Source organism: Chitinophaga niastensis (assembly GCF_003014755.1).
Classification (GTDB): Bacteria; Bacteroidota; Bacteroidia; order Chitinophagales; family Chitinophagaceae; genus Chitinophaga; species Chitinophaga niastensis.
This window is the reverse complement of sequence record NZ_PYAW01000001.1, coordinates 2,039,925-2,055,448: the sequence shown is the minus strand read 5'-3', so window position 1 is coordinate 2,055,448 and position 15,524 is coordinate 2,039,925. Positions and strand designations below refer to the sequence as shown.

20 protein-coding genes are annotated in these 15,524 nt (G+C 34.9%); 12 read left to right on the top strand and 8 right to left on the bottom strand.

Going from position 1 to position 15,524, the window contains the following annotated elements:
- The first annotated feature begins 577 nt into the window (after positions 1-577).
- From CLV51_RS08545 to CLV51_RS08515, 6 genes are all read left to right on the top strand, one after another.
- On the top strand, positions 578-904 hold the full coding sequence (locus CLV51_RS08545) for an ArsR/SmtB family transcription factor (protein WP_106527636.1): 327 nt from the start codon (positions 578-580) through the stop codon (positions 902-904).
- Positions 905-908: 4 nt separating this feature from the next.
- Positions 909-1,388, top strand: coding sequence for an SRPBCC domain-containing protein (locus CLV51_RS08540; protein WP_106527535.1), 480 nt, complete (start codon positions 909-911; stop codon positions 1,386-1,388).
- A 22-nt stretch (positions 1,389-1,410) separates the two neighbouring features.
- Positions 1,411-1,983 (top strand): dihydrofolate reductase family protein, encoded by a 573-nt coding sequence (locus CLV51_RS08535; RefSeq protein WP_106527534.1) that lies wholly within the window; start codon positions 1,411-1,413, stop codon positions 1,981-1,983.
- Positions 1,984-2,375: 392 nt separating this feature from the next.
- Complete coding sequence (locus CLV51_RS08525) at positions 2,376-2,906, top strand: nuclear transport factor 2 family protein (protein WP_106527533.1); 531 nt, start codon at positions 2,376-2,378, stop codon at positions 2,904-2,906.
- A 233-nt stretch (positions 2,907-3,139) separates the two neighbouring features.
- Positions 3,140-3,985 carry a hypothetical protein gene (locus CLV51_RS08520; RefSeq protein ID WP_106527532.1) on the top strand — a complete coding sequence of 282 codons (846 nt, stop codon included), beginning with the start codon at positions 3,140-3,142 and terminating at the stop codon, positions 3,983-3,985.
- Between the two features lie 21 nt (positions 3,986-4,006).
- On the top strand, positions 4,007-4,453 hold the full coding sequence (locus CLV51_RS08515) for a hypothetical protein (protein ID WP_146151251.1): 447 nt from the start codon (positions 4,007-4,009) through the stop codon (positions 4,451-4,453).
- A gap of 862 nt (positions 4,454-5,315) precedes the next feature.
- On the opposite strand, the gene CLV51_RS08510 is transcribed toward CLV51_RS08515, so the two are convergent.
- Positions 5,316-5,615, bottom strand: a complete 300-nt coding sequence (locus tag CLV51_RS08510; RefSeq protein ID WP_106527530.1) for a hypothetical protein — start codon at positions 5,613-5,615, stop codon at positions 5,316-5,318.
- A gap of 190 nt (positions 5,616-5,805) precedes the next feature.
- Positions 5,806-6,048: a helix-turn-helix domain-containing protein gene (locus CLV51_RS08505; protein WP_106527529.1), complete on the bottom strand. Its 243-nt coding sequence runs from the start codon at positions 6,046-6,048 to the stop codon at positions 5,806-5,808.
- A 98-nt stretch (positions 6,049-6,146) separates the two neighbouring features.
- Between CLV51_RS08505 and CLV51_RS29060 the strand changes: the two genes are divergently transcribed.
- On the top strand, positions 6,147-6,314 hold the full coding sequence (locus CLV51_RS29060) for a hypothetical protein (RefSeq protein WP_158266958.1): 168 nt from the start codon (positions 6,147-6,149) through the stop codon (positions 6,312-6,314).
- A 69-nt stretch (positions 6,315-6,383) separates the two neighbouring features.
- Positions 6,384-7,289 carry a hypothetical protein gene (locus CLV51_RS08500; protein WP_146151250.1) on the top strand — a complete coding sequence of 302 codons (906 nt, stop codon included), beginning with the start codon at positions 6,384-6,386 and terminating at the stop codon, positions 7,287-7,289.
- Position 7,290: 1 nt separating this feature from the next.
- Here the strand turns inward: CLV51_RS08500 and CLV51_RS29055 are convergent, their stop codons facing one another.
- Positions 7,291-7,452 (bottom strand): hypothetical protein, encoded by a 162-nt coding sequence (locus CLV51_RS29055; protein WP_158266957.1) that lies wholly within the window; start codon positions 7,450-7,452, stop codon positions 7,291-7,293.
- A 61-nt stretch (positions 7,453-7,513) separates the two neighbouring features.
- Between CLV51_RS29055 and CLV51_RS08495 the strand changes: the two genes are divergently transcribed.
- Positions 7,514-7,831 (top strand): hypothetical protein, encoded by a 318-nt coding sequence (locus CLV51_RS08495; protein WP_106527527.1) that lies wholly within the window; start codon positions 7,514-7,516, stop codon positions 7,829-7,831.
- A 15-nt stretch (positions 7,832-7,846) separates the two neighbouring features.
- On the opposite strand, the gene CLV51_RS08490 is transcribed toward CLV51_RS08495, so the two are convergent.
- The 3 genes from CLV51_RS08490 to CLV51_RS08480 all read right to left on the bottom strand — a co-directional run bounded on the left by CLV51_RS08490 (position 7,847) and on the right by CLV51_RS08480 (position 9,260).
- On the bottom strand, positions 7,847-8,065 hold the full coding sequence (locus CLV51_RS08490; protein WP_106527526.1) for a hypothetical protein: 219 nt from the start codon (positions 8,063-8,065) through the stop codon (positions 7,847-7,849).
- A gap of 17 nt (positions 8,066-8,082) precedes the next feature.
- Positions 8,083-8,289 carry a helix-turn-helix transcriptional regulator gene (locus CLV51_RS29895; protein WP_106527525.1) on the bottom strand — a complete coding sequence of 69 codons (207 nt, stop codon included), beginning with the start codon at positions 8,287-8,289 and terminating at the stop codon, positions 8,083-8,085.
- 62 nt (positions 8,290-8,351) lie between these two features.
- The gene (locus CLV51_RS08480; protein WP_106527524.1) at positions 8,352-9,260 is read right to left on the bottom strand and encodes an IS1595 family transposase; all 909 of its coding nucleotides are present in this window, start codon (positions 9,258-9,260) and stop codon (positions 8,352-8,354) included.
- 229 nt (positions 9,261-9,489) lie between these two features.
- On the opposite strand from CLV51_RS08480, the gene CLV51_RS28880 reads away from it, so the two are divergent.
- Positions 9,490-9,864 (top strand): hypothetical protein, encoded by a 375-nt coding sequence (locus CLV51_RS28880; RefSeq protein WP_146151249.1) that lies wholly within the window; start codon positions 9,490-9,492, stop codon positions 9,862-9,864.
- On the opposite strand, the gene CLV51_RS08475 is transcribed toward CLV51_RS28880, so the two are convergent.
- A complete protein-coding gene (locus CLV51_RS08475) occupies positions 9,818-10,138 on the bottom strand; it encodes a hypothetical protein (RefSeq protein ID WP_106527523.1) in 321 nt (106 codons plus the stop codon). The two genes, CLV51_RS28880 and CLV51_RS08475, sit on opposite strands and share 47 nt — an antisense overlap.
- 406 nt (positions 10,139-10,544) lie before the next feature.
- On the opposite strand from CLV51_RS08475, the gene CLV51_RS08470 reads away from it, so the two are divergent.
- Positions 10,545-11,342, top strand: coding sequence for an arylamine N-acetyltransferase family protein (locus CLV51_RS08470; protein ID WP_211301952.1), 798 nt, complete (start codon positions 10,545-10,547; stop codon positions 11,340-11,342).
- 284 nt (positions 11,343-11,626) lie between these two features.
- Here CLV51_RS08470 and CLV51_RS08460 read toward each other — a convergent pair whose 3' ends face one another.
- Positions 11,627-12,313: a hypothetical protein gene (locus tag CLV51_RS08460; RefSeq protein WP_106527522.1), complete on the bottom strand. Its 687-nt coding sequence runs from the start codon at positions 12,311-12,313 to the stop codon at positions 11,627-11,629.
- A 734-nt stretch (positions 12,314-13,047) separates the two neighbouring features.
- Here CLV51_RS08460 and CLV51_RS08455 point away from each other — a divergent pair.
- On the top strand, positions 13,048-15,246 hold the full coding sequence (locus tag CLV51_RS08455; RefSeq protein ID WP_106527521.1) for an alpha-galactosidase: 2,199 nt from the start codon (positions 13,048-13,050) through the stop codon (positions 15,244-15,246).
- Positions 15,247-15,524 lie beyond the last annotated feature (278 nt).

The following is a 15,524-nucleotide window of genomic DNA, read 5'->3' as shown; positions in this document are numbered from 1 at the left end:
CCATAATAAAATCGGGGGGAGCTCCCCCGATTTTATTACAATGTTTTTTTCTTCTGTATCACTTACTCACAAAGTGATGCAGGGTATTTTATGTCAATTTTACCCGGACAACAATGGTCGTTAATATAAAACTACTCTACAGATCGTCTCTCTGAAGAGAAACTAATGTTTATTATTTCAAGGAAAACAAGCCCACAAATATATTATTTATTATCTATATATATTTATCAATAAATTCACTAATAAAAACCTGAATTGCAGACAAATTATCTTCAAACAGGTTCGAACTTCGTCCCCGGTAGCCCGCCAGATCAAATGTTGCCCCGCAATTGCGGGGCATTTTTTATGCCCGTAAGTAAAGGAGCGAATCGAACTTTACGTCCGTTCCCTTCGCTCCGCTCGTGAACGGACGAGGAAAAGCGAGGAACGATGCTTTACAGTATAACAATAGCTGGTTTCTCATACATTTATTTAAACTTATTTTTTCGGTTTCCATAAATAAAATTAGTAAAAAGTACAAAAAAAATTGCGCAAGTTAAAACTTGCGCATATATTTGCAAGAAATAACTTGCGCATAATGACACAAACAAGAGACATCTTTCAGGCAATAGCAGATCCAACTCGTAGGCAAATTATAGGTATGCTGGCTCGGAAATCACTCAATGTTAATGCTATTGCAAAGGAGTTTGATATAACTCGACAAGCAGTTTCATTGCATGTACAATTCCTTAATGATTGTGGTCTTATTGTGATCAGACAACAAGGTAGAGAAAGATATTGCGAAGCTAAACTCGAAAAATTAAATGAAGTCACAGATTGGGTAGATCAATATCGAAAATATTGGGACAATAAACTTGACTCATTGGAAAGCTATCTGGCTAAAATTCAAAAAAAGAAGAAATAGAAAAATGGAAAAATATAATACATTCAAACAAGAAGAGAACATTCTTATACATACAAAGATTCTTGATGCCCCAAGGGATTTAGTTTGGGAAGTGTGGACGACTCCAGCACATTTAAAAGAATGGTGGGGGCCAGATGGTTTTTCGCTAACTATAAAATCAATGAATGTAGAAACAGGCAAAATTTTGGACTCTATTATGCATGGTTGGGGACAGGATTTTGATAACAAAATTGAGTACGTGGAAGTAATAAAACCTTCCCTTTTATCTTATAAACATTTTGGGGAAAGCGAAGATTATAACTTCACAGTTTCAATTTTATTTGAAGAAGTTGAAGGAAAAACATTACTGACATTGAAGTCAATATTTAAGTCAAAAGCAATTATTGAAGAATTAAACAGAAAGGTAAATGCCATTGAAAGTGGTAAGCAGACTTTAAATCGACTTGAAAACTATATTAAAATATTAGAAAGTAACAAACCATAAATAATAATAAAAAAAAGAAAATATGAGAAAAATAATTTCATTTATGCACATATCGCTTGACGGTTTTGTAGCAGGACCGAACGGAGAGATGAACTGGATCAAACTTGGTGAAGAAATTTTTGATCATGTCGGTAAGCGGATCGGCGAAACCGATACGGCATTATACGGACGAGTAACTTACCAGATGATGGAAAATTACTGGCCTACCGCAGGAGACAAGCCGGATGCGACCAAGCATGACATTAAACATTCAAAGTGGTATAACAAAATTCACAAAGTTGTTTTATCGAAAACAATGAAAGACGCGGGCTTGGCTGATACAACAATTATTAGCGACAACCTTTCGGATAAAATAAACGAAATAAAACAACAGGCAGGTGGAGAAGTCTTGCTTTTTGGTAGCCCGACAGCCACACATTCACTTATTCAACAGAACTTAATTGATGGCTACTGGCTATTTGTTAATCCAATTATTCTTGGACGAGGCATTCCATTGTTTGTAGACATCAAAGACAAAATAAAACTAAACCTATTGACTACCAGACAATTTACTTGTGGGGTAACTGAACTGAATTACACAGTGGACAGACAATAACAACGAACCCCTAACAGGATATTAGCGGTCATTGAAACAAACGAAAATATAAACATTGACAAAAAAATTATAAGAGGATTTATAATTTTGACATTATTTTTTCAACAATATTCGTTTTCGGACAATCAAGTAAGCCAAAAGAAAAAGACAACAGCAAGACATTTATATTGGGCGTAATTTAAAAATTCATAGACAAATTGCCAATTCAGAATTAGCTATCATTCCAGGTGTACACGGTGAATATATTGGGGAAATAACAACATTACAAAATAAATCTAACGAATCAAGTTTTGTTATACCAATGATTGAAAGTTTCCTTAACAAATCATCAATAGATTAATGATCCGGACTGATATATAAAAGCTAACGGTCGGCAAATTCAAATCCACTATATGAAAAATGTAACAATCACTCTGTTATTTATAACACAGACTTTTTCTGTAAAATCGCAGTCCGTCCTGGATTCCGTAAGGCGACTAAATTCAAATGAATTCAGAAATGACATTGCTATACGCGAGTTAATTGACAGTTTTGCATATTACGCGGACAGGACTAAAGCTCAACGGCAGGCGGCTCTTTTTGTTGAAAATGGTACGTTGGAAATTTATCGGTCAGAGCCCGATACAAGTAAGCCTATTGTCGTATTGAAAGGGCGCAAAGAATTAGAAGAAGCGTTCAAGGGCCTAGAAAAATACAATATGACGTTTCACCTTAACGGGCAGAACTCGATCAAATTCGGGGATGATACAACCGGGATTGTCCAATGTCTTGCCCATCATATCTTTTTTGAAGATGGAAAAAGAATATTACTAACCGAAGCTATTCGCTATTATGATACTTATACCCGTCAAAATAATCAATGGCTATTTGTAAAAAGAAAACTAATTATTGATTGGGAAGACAAAAGATTGTCAACACCGTAATCCCTATTTAGATGAGATGTGATGAGTGTTTTCGGCCTCTAAGCAAAGAAAAGGATGACATCCATTACACATTGTCTTATCTATTATTTGAGCGGGCAAATGCCCTTGATCAGAATTTTTGATGCAGATAATAATATAGGCGAAGTAATCAATGATTTATTGAACAGGTATCACAAGAAAAAGAACGAACTTTTCAGGTAGGTACTCATACCTTTAGAGCCTATATTACCAAGGTGCTGAAAGAAAATAATAGAAAAAATCATTACATATATTATTGCGCTAACTCGCGCGTAGTCGGGCAACCAAAAAGCATAGGCAGGGTTAACAGTCTTTTCAGCTATCCCATTATTCAAGGAGATAAAGCTTATTTTTTAGAAGTTTATTTAGTATCTGATTATTTAAACAACAAAAATTACAAAACAAGAAATGGCTTTGCAATACCACAAGAAAAAGAAAGCAGCCTATTTCAATTTGAGGAGCAGATTTCATTTGATGAAATCGAATCAGCTTTAGTAAATGTACTTGAAGAGGAATACGATGATCACATTAAAGAGGCATCCCTAAATAGCCAAACCGAACTGCAAACTTATATTGATGAAAAGGCACCGAGGGATAAGAGTCTCCGGAATAATACGGATATTTTAAAAACTATCCCTCCTAACTTAACTGATGATAAGAAAGAAGAACACTTATATCGAATATCATATCACGCGAGAAAAACCGTAGAGGGTAAATTGCAGGATTTTATCAATAATAAGCAAATCAATGAAGACACTATTCAAAAAATTAAGAAAGACATTCAAGAAAAGACCGCTTACGATGTAGACAGTTTAGCTGATTACATGATGCGCAGGAAGGCTATTATTGACCTGTTTGATAAATTTTCAGAAGCGGACAGTGAGGGGAAATATAAATTAGAGGAGGATATTCACAATATTATATTTCCGTTGGGTTTTAATAATGAAGAAGTGGCATATGAAATGCATAATCTATGGTTATTAGACGAGCGTTTCCTGGCATATAAATTCATTGCTTCCGACAAATCAATTACCTCGTTTTCACAAAAGAAAAGTAGCTAGGAGCCTGATTTAATCTGCTTAGTGGACAAGCCTATGATGTTTGACAATCCAATCAGCTTCGGAGATAAAAGCAATGGAGAATTAAATTCAATGGTTATTTTTGAGTTTAAACGGCCATGCGAAATAGCGCACCAAAAAAATAAAGGAGATTATCGTTGGGAATTCTCAGAATTAATTGAACCTTATTTTGATGATTTTCTATACCCTTCAGATAAGAAAAACTATAAAGGGAAACATGTAATAATAAAAAGAGAGACGCCGAAATTTGGCTTTGTAATAATTGACGTTTTGCCGCCTTTATTAGAACAATTTAATATTGACAAAGGATGGGAGAAAACACCATTTGGAGCTTTTTATAAAATGGAGTCTAAAAAAAATCTTCACATTGAAGTTATGACTTTTTCGAAACTTTTAGAGTACGCAAAAAATAGGCATATGCCATTTTTCGATAAGCTCTTTGGCAAATAATAAGCTGATTGATTATAGGATTTCTATATTTTCAAACTATCTAAAAACGTCAAAAATGGGATTAGGTGTTCGATTGGAGCCCCTTTCTCTCCGCAAGGATCACCAGAAACCCTTGCTAGTCGCGGGTTTTCTATTTTAAGTCGATTAGGATTTCCCTTTAATATCCCCCGGTCAGTTTATATTACTTTACTCAGGTTAACGTTCATTTACTAAGTTACAATTTACTTCTACATCACTTTCTTCATTTAAACTATCAGCACTAATCAAAACTCAAATTAAGCACTTTATTGGTCTGTGGGTCAACTGGTAACCGAAAATTACTAGTACCAGTAACACTTTCGATCTTTTGTAAATAGCTATTTTTAAAAATGATCATATCGACTCCAGTTGACTCCAGTGCTATGGCTTCGTCCAGCGTAGTTGCCGCTCCTATGGTGACGATACCGAGCCGGCGGCAACAATGATTGTTTGCTTTTTCACTATATTATTTTTGGCAATTACATACCTGTTTAACCCTTCACTAATTTATCAGTAGCCAATTGGCTACATATATAAATAATCATATTACAATTAATCGAAGATTTTCTTATTTATACTTCATTGAAAGTAAATACATCTCCAACTACTTCCAAATTTTTACAAAGGTTTTTCTGGGAAAGTCTTTTGAAATATCCTCCTTAGTTTAATTTGAAGATTTAGCCAATATTTAAATAATTATAAATACTATAATTAATGGAAAATTGTAAAATAACTTCAGTGAAAAAAGTGGACTTGTCCTCTCTAAAAAAAGAAATGACTATCGAAGAAAAAGAAAAGTGTTTGGAAAAGATGAAAAATGATTTTTTAGAAATGTTTGAAAATTTTAAATCTTGTTATAAATCTCGTCAACCAAAGATTTAAAATTTTCCTGATGTTCAATATTTTTATAGATATATCCCTTTTCCTGTGTAACAATAAGTGTATAGAACATGTGATCATTATATCCAGTCAATAAAGAAGCTATTTCTTCAATGGATTGAGATGTATTGATAAAAATAGCGGTTTCTTCATTTGAATCTAATATACAACCAGCTTCCAAAAAAGTGGTGATTAAACTCCTCCTCAATTGTTCAGAATCAACTTCATCATTATGACGATCATAAGAAAGAAAATAATAGTTCATACTCTTAAGATTTTTTAAGTTTTAAAACCTTGTTGAGGTCAAAGATTTTATGTTAAAAAAACAATTCCCTTGCATGTTAAAACCTGTCAATCAAAATAGGAAACAAAAAAATCCAGTTAACTGCTCTACGAATCGTAGATCATAATCTAAAATTATAGTAAAATACTTGATGCTACATTGATAAAATATATCATATGAAAGGTACTTCTGGCAAAAAATCTTTAGGTGAACATTGAAATATCTTAGCCAGCTCATTTATATGATTAAGGTTGTACTTTGCCCTGTATTTCGGGTTTTCCACGTCACCAATGAATCCAATTGAAACATCCAGCATGTAGGCTAATTCTTTTTGAGAATAGCCTTTTTCTATTCTTTTCTCCTTCACTTTATCAATAATATACTGTTCAATAGGACTATGTAGCGGATCAGCCATGAGTACGTTTGGTTTAATCCACAAAGAATCATCGTCCTAAAAAATATTTCACACATACAGGTATGTGTATTATATTTGAAACATAAAAACCTCAAACAATGGCAACTACACACAAATTCTCCGTAATGGTTGTAATCAAAGACAACCATGGTGTTTCTCGCACCCTTACCCCAATTATTGAAGCATCTTCCGACATTGAGGCTAGAAGAATTGCAGAAGCTCAATATCCTAATGGTAGTGTAAGGACTGTTTCTAAAGTTAAATAAGGAAAAGCCAGGTAGATTCTACCTGGCTCATTTTTGGTTTTATCATTTTCATTATCTATACTTTTTATTATGAATGATGCTTTAACTCTCGAATTAGATTTAGCCAAATTGTCCTTAGCAGGCAAGCGTTTCGTGGAAGCTGACCAGAAATACCTATCAATTTTAAAAACATCTCCAAACAGTTCAATCGCATGGTGTGGCTTAGGTGTATCTAAATATGGTCTTTTGTTAAAATCCAATTCTACAATTGAAGAAGTATTTTACTGTTTTGAAAAAGCTAAGGCTGTTGATCCTACTGCAATTGACGATGTTGAAACATTTGTTATTGATAATAGTTTTGAGGTAATTAAAACTCTCTATCAATACTATATCATTGGCCTAGCTGCTGATGCAGAAGCAAAAAGACAGATGACCTTAAATTTATTTGCAGGTGTGATCAGTTCTGTTGTTGGTGGAACAATGGGTAAAAATTCTTCCTTATTTGCAAACCTTGCTGCCATTGGTGGTACAGCAGTTTCATTTAGTAATTATTCAGATGCTAAAAATCTTCAATCAACAGTTGAAGATTTCCAAGTAAAAATTAAAAGTACTATCCAAGCAATCATTGAACACGTTCTTGGTTTTACACAAAACCAAACAGAAAAACTGGATTTGTTCAATGAACAAGTTTTAGGCCTCCAAAAAAATATTACCCAATATTTGCCAGCTGAGAAAAAAATAAGCGAATCTGAACAGTTACGTTTAAGACGTGACAATCTTCATAGAAAAGCTAAAGATTGGAAGATGATGGGGATAGCGTTTTACCTGTTATCAGGAACATCATTTTGCATGGTATTTTCAGGAGATGCAGAGGCAACGATTGCTGGAATCATTTCAGGAGTGCCCTGGTTCTTTGCTGCTAGATACCTTGTGAGAAAGGCTAATGATTTTAAAACGCAGGCTGATGATTTAGATATGAAATTGGAATATGAATAGATTATTGTTTGTTGGATTTTTTTGCTTTTCTATCCTGTTTAGCTTTTTCAATGGCTTTGTCTACTTCTGATTTAGGAACGCTGAGTATTTTTTTCATTGCTTCTTCAAAAGCAGAAAAATGATTTTCTGTTATGAGTTGGGTAAGTTTATCTTTTTCAACCATTTTATAAAAATTTTGTATGAATGCCTATTTTGTACTAAATTAAGAGTTTTAAAGAAAACATATGGCATATATTAAGAAGTTTGATCAAGAAAAACAAGGTTACTTACTTAAATTTATTATAGCGGCTTCACCAGAAAAAATTGTCGAACAATATAATAATGCAGTTGCAGATTTTAATGCTCTCGCAGATGAGTACATGAAAAACTATTCTACTTTTGATATAGGTAAAATGTTAAACTTTGGCTTGTACAATAATAAGATAAGAAGTCGCTTTACAATGGATCAAAGCCTATCTTTTTCTGAATCCGGAATAGCTGAATTGAGAACAAAACTGACAAAAATTGTTTATAAAAACGTTGACAAAAAATTGCTTTTCTAACTGACATATTTCTTTTTAATCAAAAGGAATGGTTATACAATTCCCACTCTGTTCAGCATCTTTCATTCTCGTTTCCAAATCATTTAGAATACTCCATAATGTAGTTGAATATAGTTCACCAGTTGAATTTAAAATCCAAATAGTATCAGAATCATTGTCTAATTCCAAATTGATGATTTTTTCAGGGTCATCATTGCTTATTGAGATATAGAATTTCCCGTCTCTTACTTCCATTAATCAAATTTCTTTTGTTAAACTAACAATTGACAAACACTAACCTTTAAAACATCGGCAATTTTGTACAATGATTTTATCGATGGCTGTTTATTATTCAAACACCAATCCAACAGTGTATCCATTGATATGTTTAACTTACTAGCCATTGTATGATATGTGATATTTCTTCCGTCCAATACAGATTTTATTCTGTTATAGATTTTCCGTTCCGCAGTAATCATTAAGCCTGTCAACTGAATTTTTGTTTTTAAATATGTCAAAGAACTTCTGTTTTTTACGCCGATCAGTATTGGGTTAACATTTTATAAGTTAATCTACAACTGATTTTTTCCATCGTATCTTCAAACCTTTCCGCATCCTTCATTTTTCGAGTATTGTAACGATAAGAAAATTCATCACAATATCTATGTAAATGCTTTGGACTAACATGATGATAAATTCCGTAGATTCCTCTTTTTAGCTGCGACCAGAATCCTTCAATCGTATTATTGTGGAAAGCGCCTCTGGCATACTCCTCCTCAGTATGACGTAATACAATGTGCATATAATCGGCAGGCATATTTCTGTATGCTTTCCATTCATCGGTAACAATGATAGATCCACTTTCAATTAGGTTTTTGATGATAGGCTTTATCGTCTTTGCTTTTGTATCAGGAATTACCTGAGTGTATATAACTCCTGTGCTGTGCATGATGCCGAATACAGGCGTTTTAGTTTTTAAACTTCTACCTTGCGTATTAGGTACCTTTTTATCACCGTGTCTGTTTTTATTTTTGCCACCAATAAAAGATTCGTCACATTGGATAACACCATCCATTTTGTTAAATGATCTTGTTTTCAAAGTATATCGGATTCGTTGTGTCATGAACCAGGCCGTCTTTTGTGTTACTTTCAAATCTTTACCTAGCTGAATTGAACTAATACCTTTTTTATGGGCTGAAAGAATGTGAATTGCTGTAAACCATTTTTGTAGCGGAATAGGGCTGTTTTCAAAAATAGTCCCCTTTGTAACTGAAAACTGTTTTCTACAGTTGGAGCATTTATAGCGTTTATACTTACCTTTCAATTCGTAAACTTTATCATGTTCACAAAAAGCGCATTTTATTTTACCGTTCCATCGCATTTTTGCGAGATAATTCATACAGGCTTCAGGGCTGTTAAAATCATCAGAAATTCTAATTAAATTACTCATATTTAATAATTTACATATTATGATTTATATACTTAAATATATAAACCATAGGTTGAAGAACCAGCCTTTTTTTATCTAAAAATCTATGCGTAAAAGCCTGATTCTTAGTGTGGCTAATTATTAAATACTGTAGCTTAATTGATTTGTGAAAAAGAGGGTCTGAAGCGGTGTAAGTTTGCGTATTTTATACTAATTTAAAGCATCTTTAATTTCTAACCCCTTATATTTTATGGCAAAATTTACTGATGCAATTAAACCTGACGTAGAAAATAAAAAACAATCCCATTATTACTTTTTATCTTATGACCGTAGGGTAAAAAAGGATTCTGAAAAAATAAGGCGGGATATAGCTAAAACTTTATTAGATGCTAAATGTACAATGAATTCTAACGAGGAATCATCAATGTTGATCAAAACCACTTTATCTTATCTTCAAGTAAAAAAACTATTACTACCGCATATAAAGGAAGTGTTCCATACCTTTTTTGTTTTAACGCAAGGGAGTAATAATAAACCTATTGGTTTCCGAAAAAACGATACAATACATCAAGAAGGTTTTAAAAAAATGATTGCTGATCTTCGAGATCGGCGCACATCTCGTTAATACTATCATCTTCTTCATAATATCCATCGAAAAGATCATCAAATTTTTTTTCCTTAATGCTTTCTTCAAGCATATGAAATAATTTCTCTGCCACTATCGTAGCAAATTCATCTATTGATATAGTAGCTGACAAAATTAATTTGGTAAGTTTGTCCTTTTCTTTTTCCACCCAATACCCATCTTGAATTAATTTGACAGCCAAGTCTATCAAATATTTTTGCATCTCAATTTTTGCATCCATTAGTTTTATATTAAATATGTATTTTTCTTGCATTTTCTTGCCAATTTCTAATTTCGTTTTTTTCAGTTAGGGGTTAAACAGGTATGTAATTGCCTTATTTTTTATCAGCGGTGATACCTTTTTTCTCAGTACGCAATCAGGTAAAACGTATCCACTTTCTCTCCTTTGAGAGTTTTGGTTATAAAAAAGAAGTTAAAAGTCACAGGATAACCGGGTTGAGCATAAACTGAGTAAGAAGTGATTGCAGGTAAACATTAATTAACCTGAGTGTATAAACAGCATCTTTTTATTACAGATATTTGTATTGTTAAATATCAATAATCCATGACAACAACAAATATGGCCTTTGGAGGAGTTGTTCAGTATCCGATGGTTTGTCCGCCGCTATTGAATATGCTATTCACCATATTTTACTTTTAAAACAACCTTTTATAGTCTAATGAACGCGTTTACAGTTTATCCTAACCACATAGATTCGAGCAATTTTGAATTACAAAGCTACCTGGATAGAATTCATTTTATTGGCGACGTCCACTTAAACATTGGATCTATCAGTAAAATGATGCAATGCCAGTTGTTTAGTATTCCCTTTGAAAACTTAGATGTTCAAGACCGCAAAACCATTTCATTGGTAGGGGACGATATTGTAGATAAAATTATTGGCCGCAAACGTGGCGGATATTGTTATGAAGTGAATGGTTTATTTGCACTAGCCCTTCAAAAAATAGGAGTTCCCTATATATTTGTTGCTGCACGTCCCTTAATAACTCCAGTTGAAAATCCCAGAACTCACATGGCCATTATTGCGACCATTGAAAATGAAGAATATCTGATAGATTTGGGTTTTGGAGGTGACGGAATTAGGGAACCCTTAAAGTTATCGTCATTTGAATCGGAGGAAAAACAAGGGTCCGAAACCTTTTCATTAATGAAAACAGCTGACAATGAATATTTACTGAAAAGCTTAATCAATAATGAATGGAGGCACCTCTATTCTTTTAATTTGCATCCGCAAAGATGGATTGATTTCAAACCTGCCAACTATTTCAATTCAACCCATGCCGATTCATTTTTCGTGCAAAATTTGCTGGTTGTTTTACAAAATCCGTTAGGCAAAAAAATCCTATTCAGAGGTTTTATTAAGTCCATAGCAAATGGTAAAACCGAAAGCTACAGCTTTGAAGAAAATGAATACGACAACATTTTGGCCATGGAATTTAATTTGAAGAGAATGTAGCTGTTAATTTTAGTAATGAGTTTTGACTGATCCATCGTTATAGGAATATGCTATGGAACCCAATCCTTCAGACAATTTATAATTTTATTCAGATCTTGTGCAAACAGGTTCGAACTTTGTCCCTCTTCGCCCGCAGAAAAAGGGGACAAATTATCAAACGCGGCTGGGGATTAGAGCTTTCCTTAGCGAAACGCATTATTGAGAAATATCATAAAGGAAGGCTTACTGTGAAGTCTTCGGAAATAAATAAAGGCACTACGTTTAGAATATTACTGCGTAAATAGTTACTTCCCGTCCATAGGAATTAGCCACTCATTGCTATTAGCGAAAACCTTTGTCCGGTATTTAATTCCTTTAGGCGTACCGTCTTTTGCATAATGCAAATGGCCGATTTGTCCAAAGTACTGATCATTTAATCCAACACCACCAACTACCATCACCTGCTCATATTCCTGCGTATCATACTCATGACATGTTCCAAGTGCATATTCATGATCACCAATATAAGTAGTAGCAACTACCGTAAATCTATACTTGGAATATACAATGTTATCATTTTTGTCATGCTCCTCGTTATTATAATCTTTAGAAAAGTCATTCAGTAATGCCCACCTTTTGCTATCATCTGCCACTATTACCGTAGACTCATCCAGTCCATCTTTTAATCCACGCTGTACTGATCTAACCCTTGCATCAAGGCTACTAAACGATAAATGCCTTGCTGTAAAATCTTCAGAAAAGTACATATGGTTATAGTCCATCCATTTTTTATTCAGCTGGACAACACCCGTATTTTTTAATTGAAAAGGAGCATTTGTACTGCGTGCATCCAAGGTAGAAACAGGCTGGTCCTGCGTTGAAGATAATGATGGAGTAACTGCAGGGTAGCTTTTAGCAGCAGCAGAAATGTTATCTGCATTGGAATTGTTTGCAACAACGCGGTCTCTTTTATGATCGTAAATATTGGGCATAACGAGTATTGACAATGTTCACTTCAAGATACGAAATTATACAATATCTGACCCAGGTAAATGTATTTTGGGTTATAACCCTTTCAGAAACCCTATATTGATTTGATTTCCGTTTTGACCATAGCCGGTTTGAAAAAGAGCAATCATCAACCCGGAAATTCATTTGCAATTGTCAATTAACCAATATTTGCAGTAGATAATCACTATATCTCCCTTATCAGTATAGTAGCTCGTCTCTATTGTACCATTGCTTAAAGTTTCGTTATTCAGATATCGAAACTATTTACGAGCATCCACAATTTAGTTTTCAACTTTCTCACATGCTGGCGGTCATCTCTTCGGGCACGCATTTATTATATTTTCACCAATTCTTTACAATTTTTAACTCCTGAATGCAAGTACTATTTCCTTTACATACTTTCGTCAGAAGAAAAAAACATGTTTTTCTAACATTAATTTCCGAAATCTAAATTTTTATTTCTTACAGCCTTCATAATGTTCATCAGAAAATTTTGCTATTTTCCGGGGTTAAATGGTAGGTAGGGGGCATTAAAAACAAAGATAATACCAGGCAATTGACGTAACCTACACTTTAAAAGAATGTAAACGGTTTTATGATTGTTATACAAATAAACTAAAGATCATTCAAAGAGGAAAGTTGGGTCCGGACGGCATATGTATAGCTGGTAGTAAAATGGTAATTCAAAAACAGTTTATTTTATACAACAAATCATATGCACATTTCAGCAGCAGCAAAACAATATTTGTTTCTTATTCTGGCAATCAGTTCCCTTAAAATAAGTCAGGCCCAAACCATTGCCATTACGACTCATCACACGGCCATTGTTTTTGAAATAGATACCAATAAACAGGTACAGCAAATATACCTGGGTCCCAAGCTAAGCAATACATCAGTATATCGAGATGTAAATCCGGACTACCGTAATGAAAATGCAACACTGAATACGGCTTATGCCACCGGCGGTTCCACCTACCTGAATGAGCCAGCTATTGAAGTGAAGCATGCAGACGGAAATATGTCATTGGTATTAAACTATGTTTCACACCAGTCTAAGATTTTATCACCGAACATTGTCCAAACAGATATACAACTGCAAGATCCAGCTTACCCATTCTTCGTAACGCTGCACTATAAATCTTTCCAGGCAGAAGATATTATCGATACCTGGACTACTATTTCACATGGTGAAGAGGACAAGGTGGTTCTAAACCGGTATGCCTCTGCTTTTATCAACATTCTATGGCCCCAAAACCATCTCACATATTTCTATGGTGAGTACGAAAAAGAAATGGAAATGAAACAGTCGTTGCTACAACCAGGCATATTTAGCATACAATCCAAGTTGGGAGTACGTACCGCCTGCAACTACAATCCATCATTTCTTATTTCGCCGACAAAAGATGTTACAGAAACTGCCGGTGAAGTTTTCGCCGGAACACTTGCCTATAGCGGAAACTTCAATATACAGTTTGAAACTTTGAAACTGAATATTGATATGGGCAATACATTAAAAATTATACCGGGAATCAATGCTTATGCTTCTTCATACGCGTTAGAACCAACCGAAAAATTCGAAACACCACATTTCATTTTTACCTATTCCAATAGCGGTACTGGCCAGGTAAGCCGCAATTTTCATCGCTGGGCTATCGATTATGGCATCTGGAACGGGCGGCAAAAACGATTAACACTTCTTAATAATTGGGAGGCAACTTATTTTGCCTTCAACCAGGATACGATTGTAAATCTTTTTGACGACGCCAATAAATTAGGTGTTGATTTGTTTTTGCTGGATGATGGCTGGTTTGGAAACAAATATCCACGTGATCATTCCCGCGCCGGGCTGGGTGACTGGCAGACTAATAGAAAGAAATTACCAGGAGGTATCGGCCACCTGGTAAAAGAAGCAACAAGCAAAGGACTTCGGTTTGGCATATGGATAGAGCCTGAAATGGTAAACCCTAAGAGTGAATTGTATGAGCAGCATCCCGACTGGCTGATGATTGCACCGAACCGCCCACAGCATTTGTACCGTACGCAGTTGTTACTGGACCTGATTAATCCCAAGGTACAGGATTTTGTATTTGACGTAGTTGACAACCTGATGAAAGAAGCACCGGGAATTGCTTACATAAAATGGGATTGTAACCGTTCTATGGATAACGCTTATAGCCCCTATTTAAAAAAGGACCAAAACAGTTTGTATATACGTTACACACAAGCCTGGTACAACATACTGGAACGTATCCGCAATAAGTATCCAAATCTCGATATGATGCTTTGCGCCAGTGGTGGCGGTCGGGTAGAATTCGGTGCGATGAAGTACTTCCAGGAGTTTTGGCCAAGTGATAATACTTATCCTGTAGACAGGATACGTCTACAATGGGCCACTTCCTATTTTTATCCCGCCCTCACCGTATGTGCACATGTAACCGCTGCCGGCCGTGAATCACTGAAATATAAAATGGATGTGGCAATGGCGGGTAAGCTTGGTTTTGATATTGTTGTAAAAAAGCTAAATGATCAGGAGCTGGCGCTTGCCCACACAACGGTGGATAATTATCACCGGCTGCAAAATGTGATCAATTATGGCTCCCTGTACCGGCTCGTATCCCCCTATGCTACTAATTTTTCATCGTTGATGTATGTAGACAGCGCAAGGAACAAAGCCGTGGTATTTGCCTACGACATGGAAACAATGCAGCAGGATACCTGGCCAGAATGGAAATTCAATGGCCTGGATCCAAAGAAAAACTACAGGGTTACAGAAATAAATTTATTGAAAGACGCCCCACCTCAGTTTCCCGAAAGTGGTAAGGTATTCAGTGGTGAGGCGCTGATGTACCAGGGACTGAAATGGTATATGAAGAAAATAGAAACCAGCTCTGTACTGGAACTGGAGGCACTTTAAAATAATAATTACTACTGACCAAATACAACAATACATGCGTCAAAACATTTTCGTATGGTGAAATAGAGGGGGCGAAAAAATGAAGATAACAGGCAATATATTATTCAAACAAGTGGTTGATTTACCGGAAGCTGTCAGACATCAGGCTTTAAAGAATACCAATAGTTTGATGGTATTCACCTACTTTCATTTAGGACGGCTGATCGTTAAACATGAAGCGGCCAATCAACTGCTCAATAAGCAGGTTTCTTCTTTTTACTCGATTAGTTAATCAGCCC

Bases quoted from the DNA above. Each gene is read 5' to 3' on its own strand.
- CLV51_RS08475 (WP_106527523.1), bottom strand. From the start codon at position 10,138: ATGCAAGAAAAATACATATTTAATATAAAACTAATGGATGCAAAAATT.
- CLV51_RS08455 (WP_106527521.1), top strand. From the start codon at position 13,048: ATGCACATTTCAGCAGCAGCAAAACAATATTTGTTTCTTATTCTGGCA.
- CLV51_RS29895 (WP_106527525.1), bottom strand. From the start codon at position 8,289: ATGATTACTGCGGAACGGAAAATCTATAACAGAATAAAATCTGTATTG.
- CLV51_RS08500 (WP_146151250.1), top strand. From the start codon at position 6,384: ATGAATGATGCTTTAACTCTCGAATTAGATTTAGCCAAATTGTCCTTA.
- CLV51_RS08525 (WP_106527533.1), top strand. From the start codon at position 2,376: ATGAAAAATGTAACAATCACTCTGTTATTTATAACACAGACTTTTTCT.
- CLV51_RS08545 (WP_106527636.1), top strand. From the start codon at position 578: ATGACACAAACAAGAGACATCTTTCAGGCAATAGCAGATCCAACTCGT.
- CLV51_RS08535 (WP_106527534.1), top strand. From the start codon at position 1,411: ATGAGAAAAATAATTTCATTTATGCACATATCGCTTGACGGTTTTGTA.
- CLV51_RS08470 (WP_211301952.1), top strand. From the start codon at position 10,545: ATGAACGCGTTTACAGTTTATCCTAACCACATAGATTCGAGCAATTTT.
- CLV51_RS29060 (WP_158266958.1), top strand. From the start codon at position 6,147: ATGGCAACTACACACAAATTCTCCGTAATGGTTGTAATCAAAGACAAC.
- CLV51_RS08460 (WP_106527522.1), bottom strand. From the start codon at position 12,313: ATGCCCAATATTTACGATCATAAAAGAGACCGCGTTGTTGCAAACAAT.
- CLV51_RS08495 (WP_106527527.1), top strand. From the start codon at position 7,514: ATGGCATATATTAAGAAGTTTGATCAAGAAAAACAAGGTTACTTACTT.
- CLV51_RS29055 (WP_158266957.1), bottom strand. From the start codon at position 7,452: ATGGTTGAAAAAGATAAACTTACCCAACTCATAACAGAAAATCATTTT.
- CLV51_RS08505 (WP_106527529.1), bottom strand. From the start codon at position 6,048: ATGGCTGATCCGCTACATAGTCCTATTGAACAGTATATTATTGATAAA.
- CLV51_RS08510 (WP_106527530.1), bottom strand. From the start codon at position 5,615: ATGAACTATTATTTTCTTTCTTATGATCGTCATAATGATGAAGTTGAT.
- CLV51_RS08490 (WP_106527526.1), bottom strand. From the start codon at position 8,065: ATGGAAGTAAGAGACGGGAAATTCTATATCTCAATAAGCAATGATGAC.
- CLV51_RS08540 (WP_106527535.1), top strand. From the start codon at position 909: ATGGAAAAATATAATACATTCAAACAAGAAGAGAACATTCTTATACAT.
- CLV51_RS28880 (WP_146151249.1), top strand. From the start codon at position 9,490: ATGGCAAAATTTACTGATGCAATTAAACCTGACGTAGAAAATAAAAAA.
- CLV51_RS08480 (WP_106527524.1), bottom strand. From the start codon at position 9,260: ATGAGTAATTTAATTAGAATTTCTGATGATTTTAACAGCCCTGAAGCC.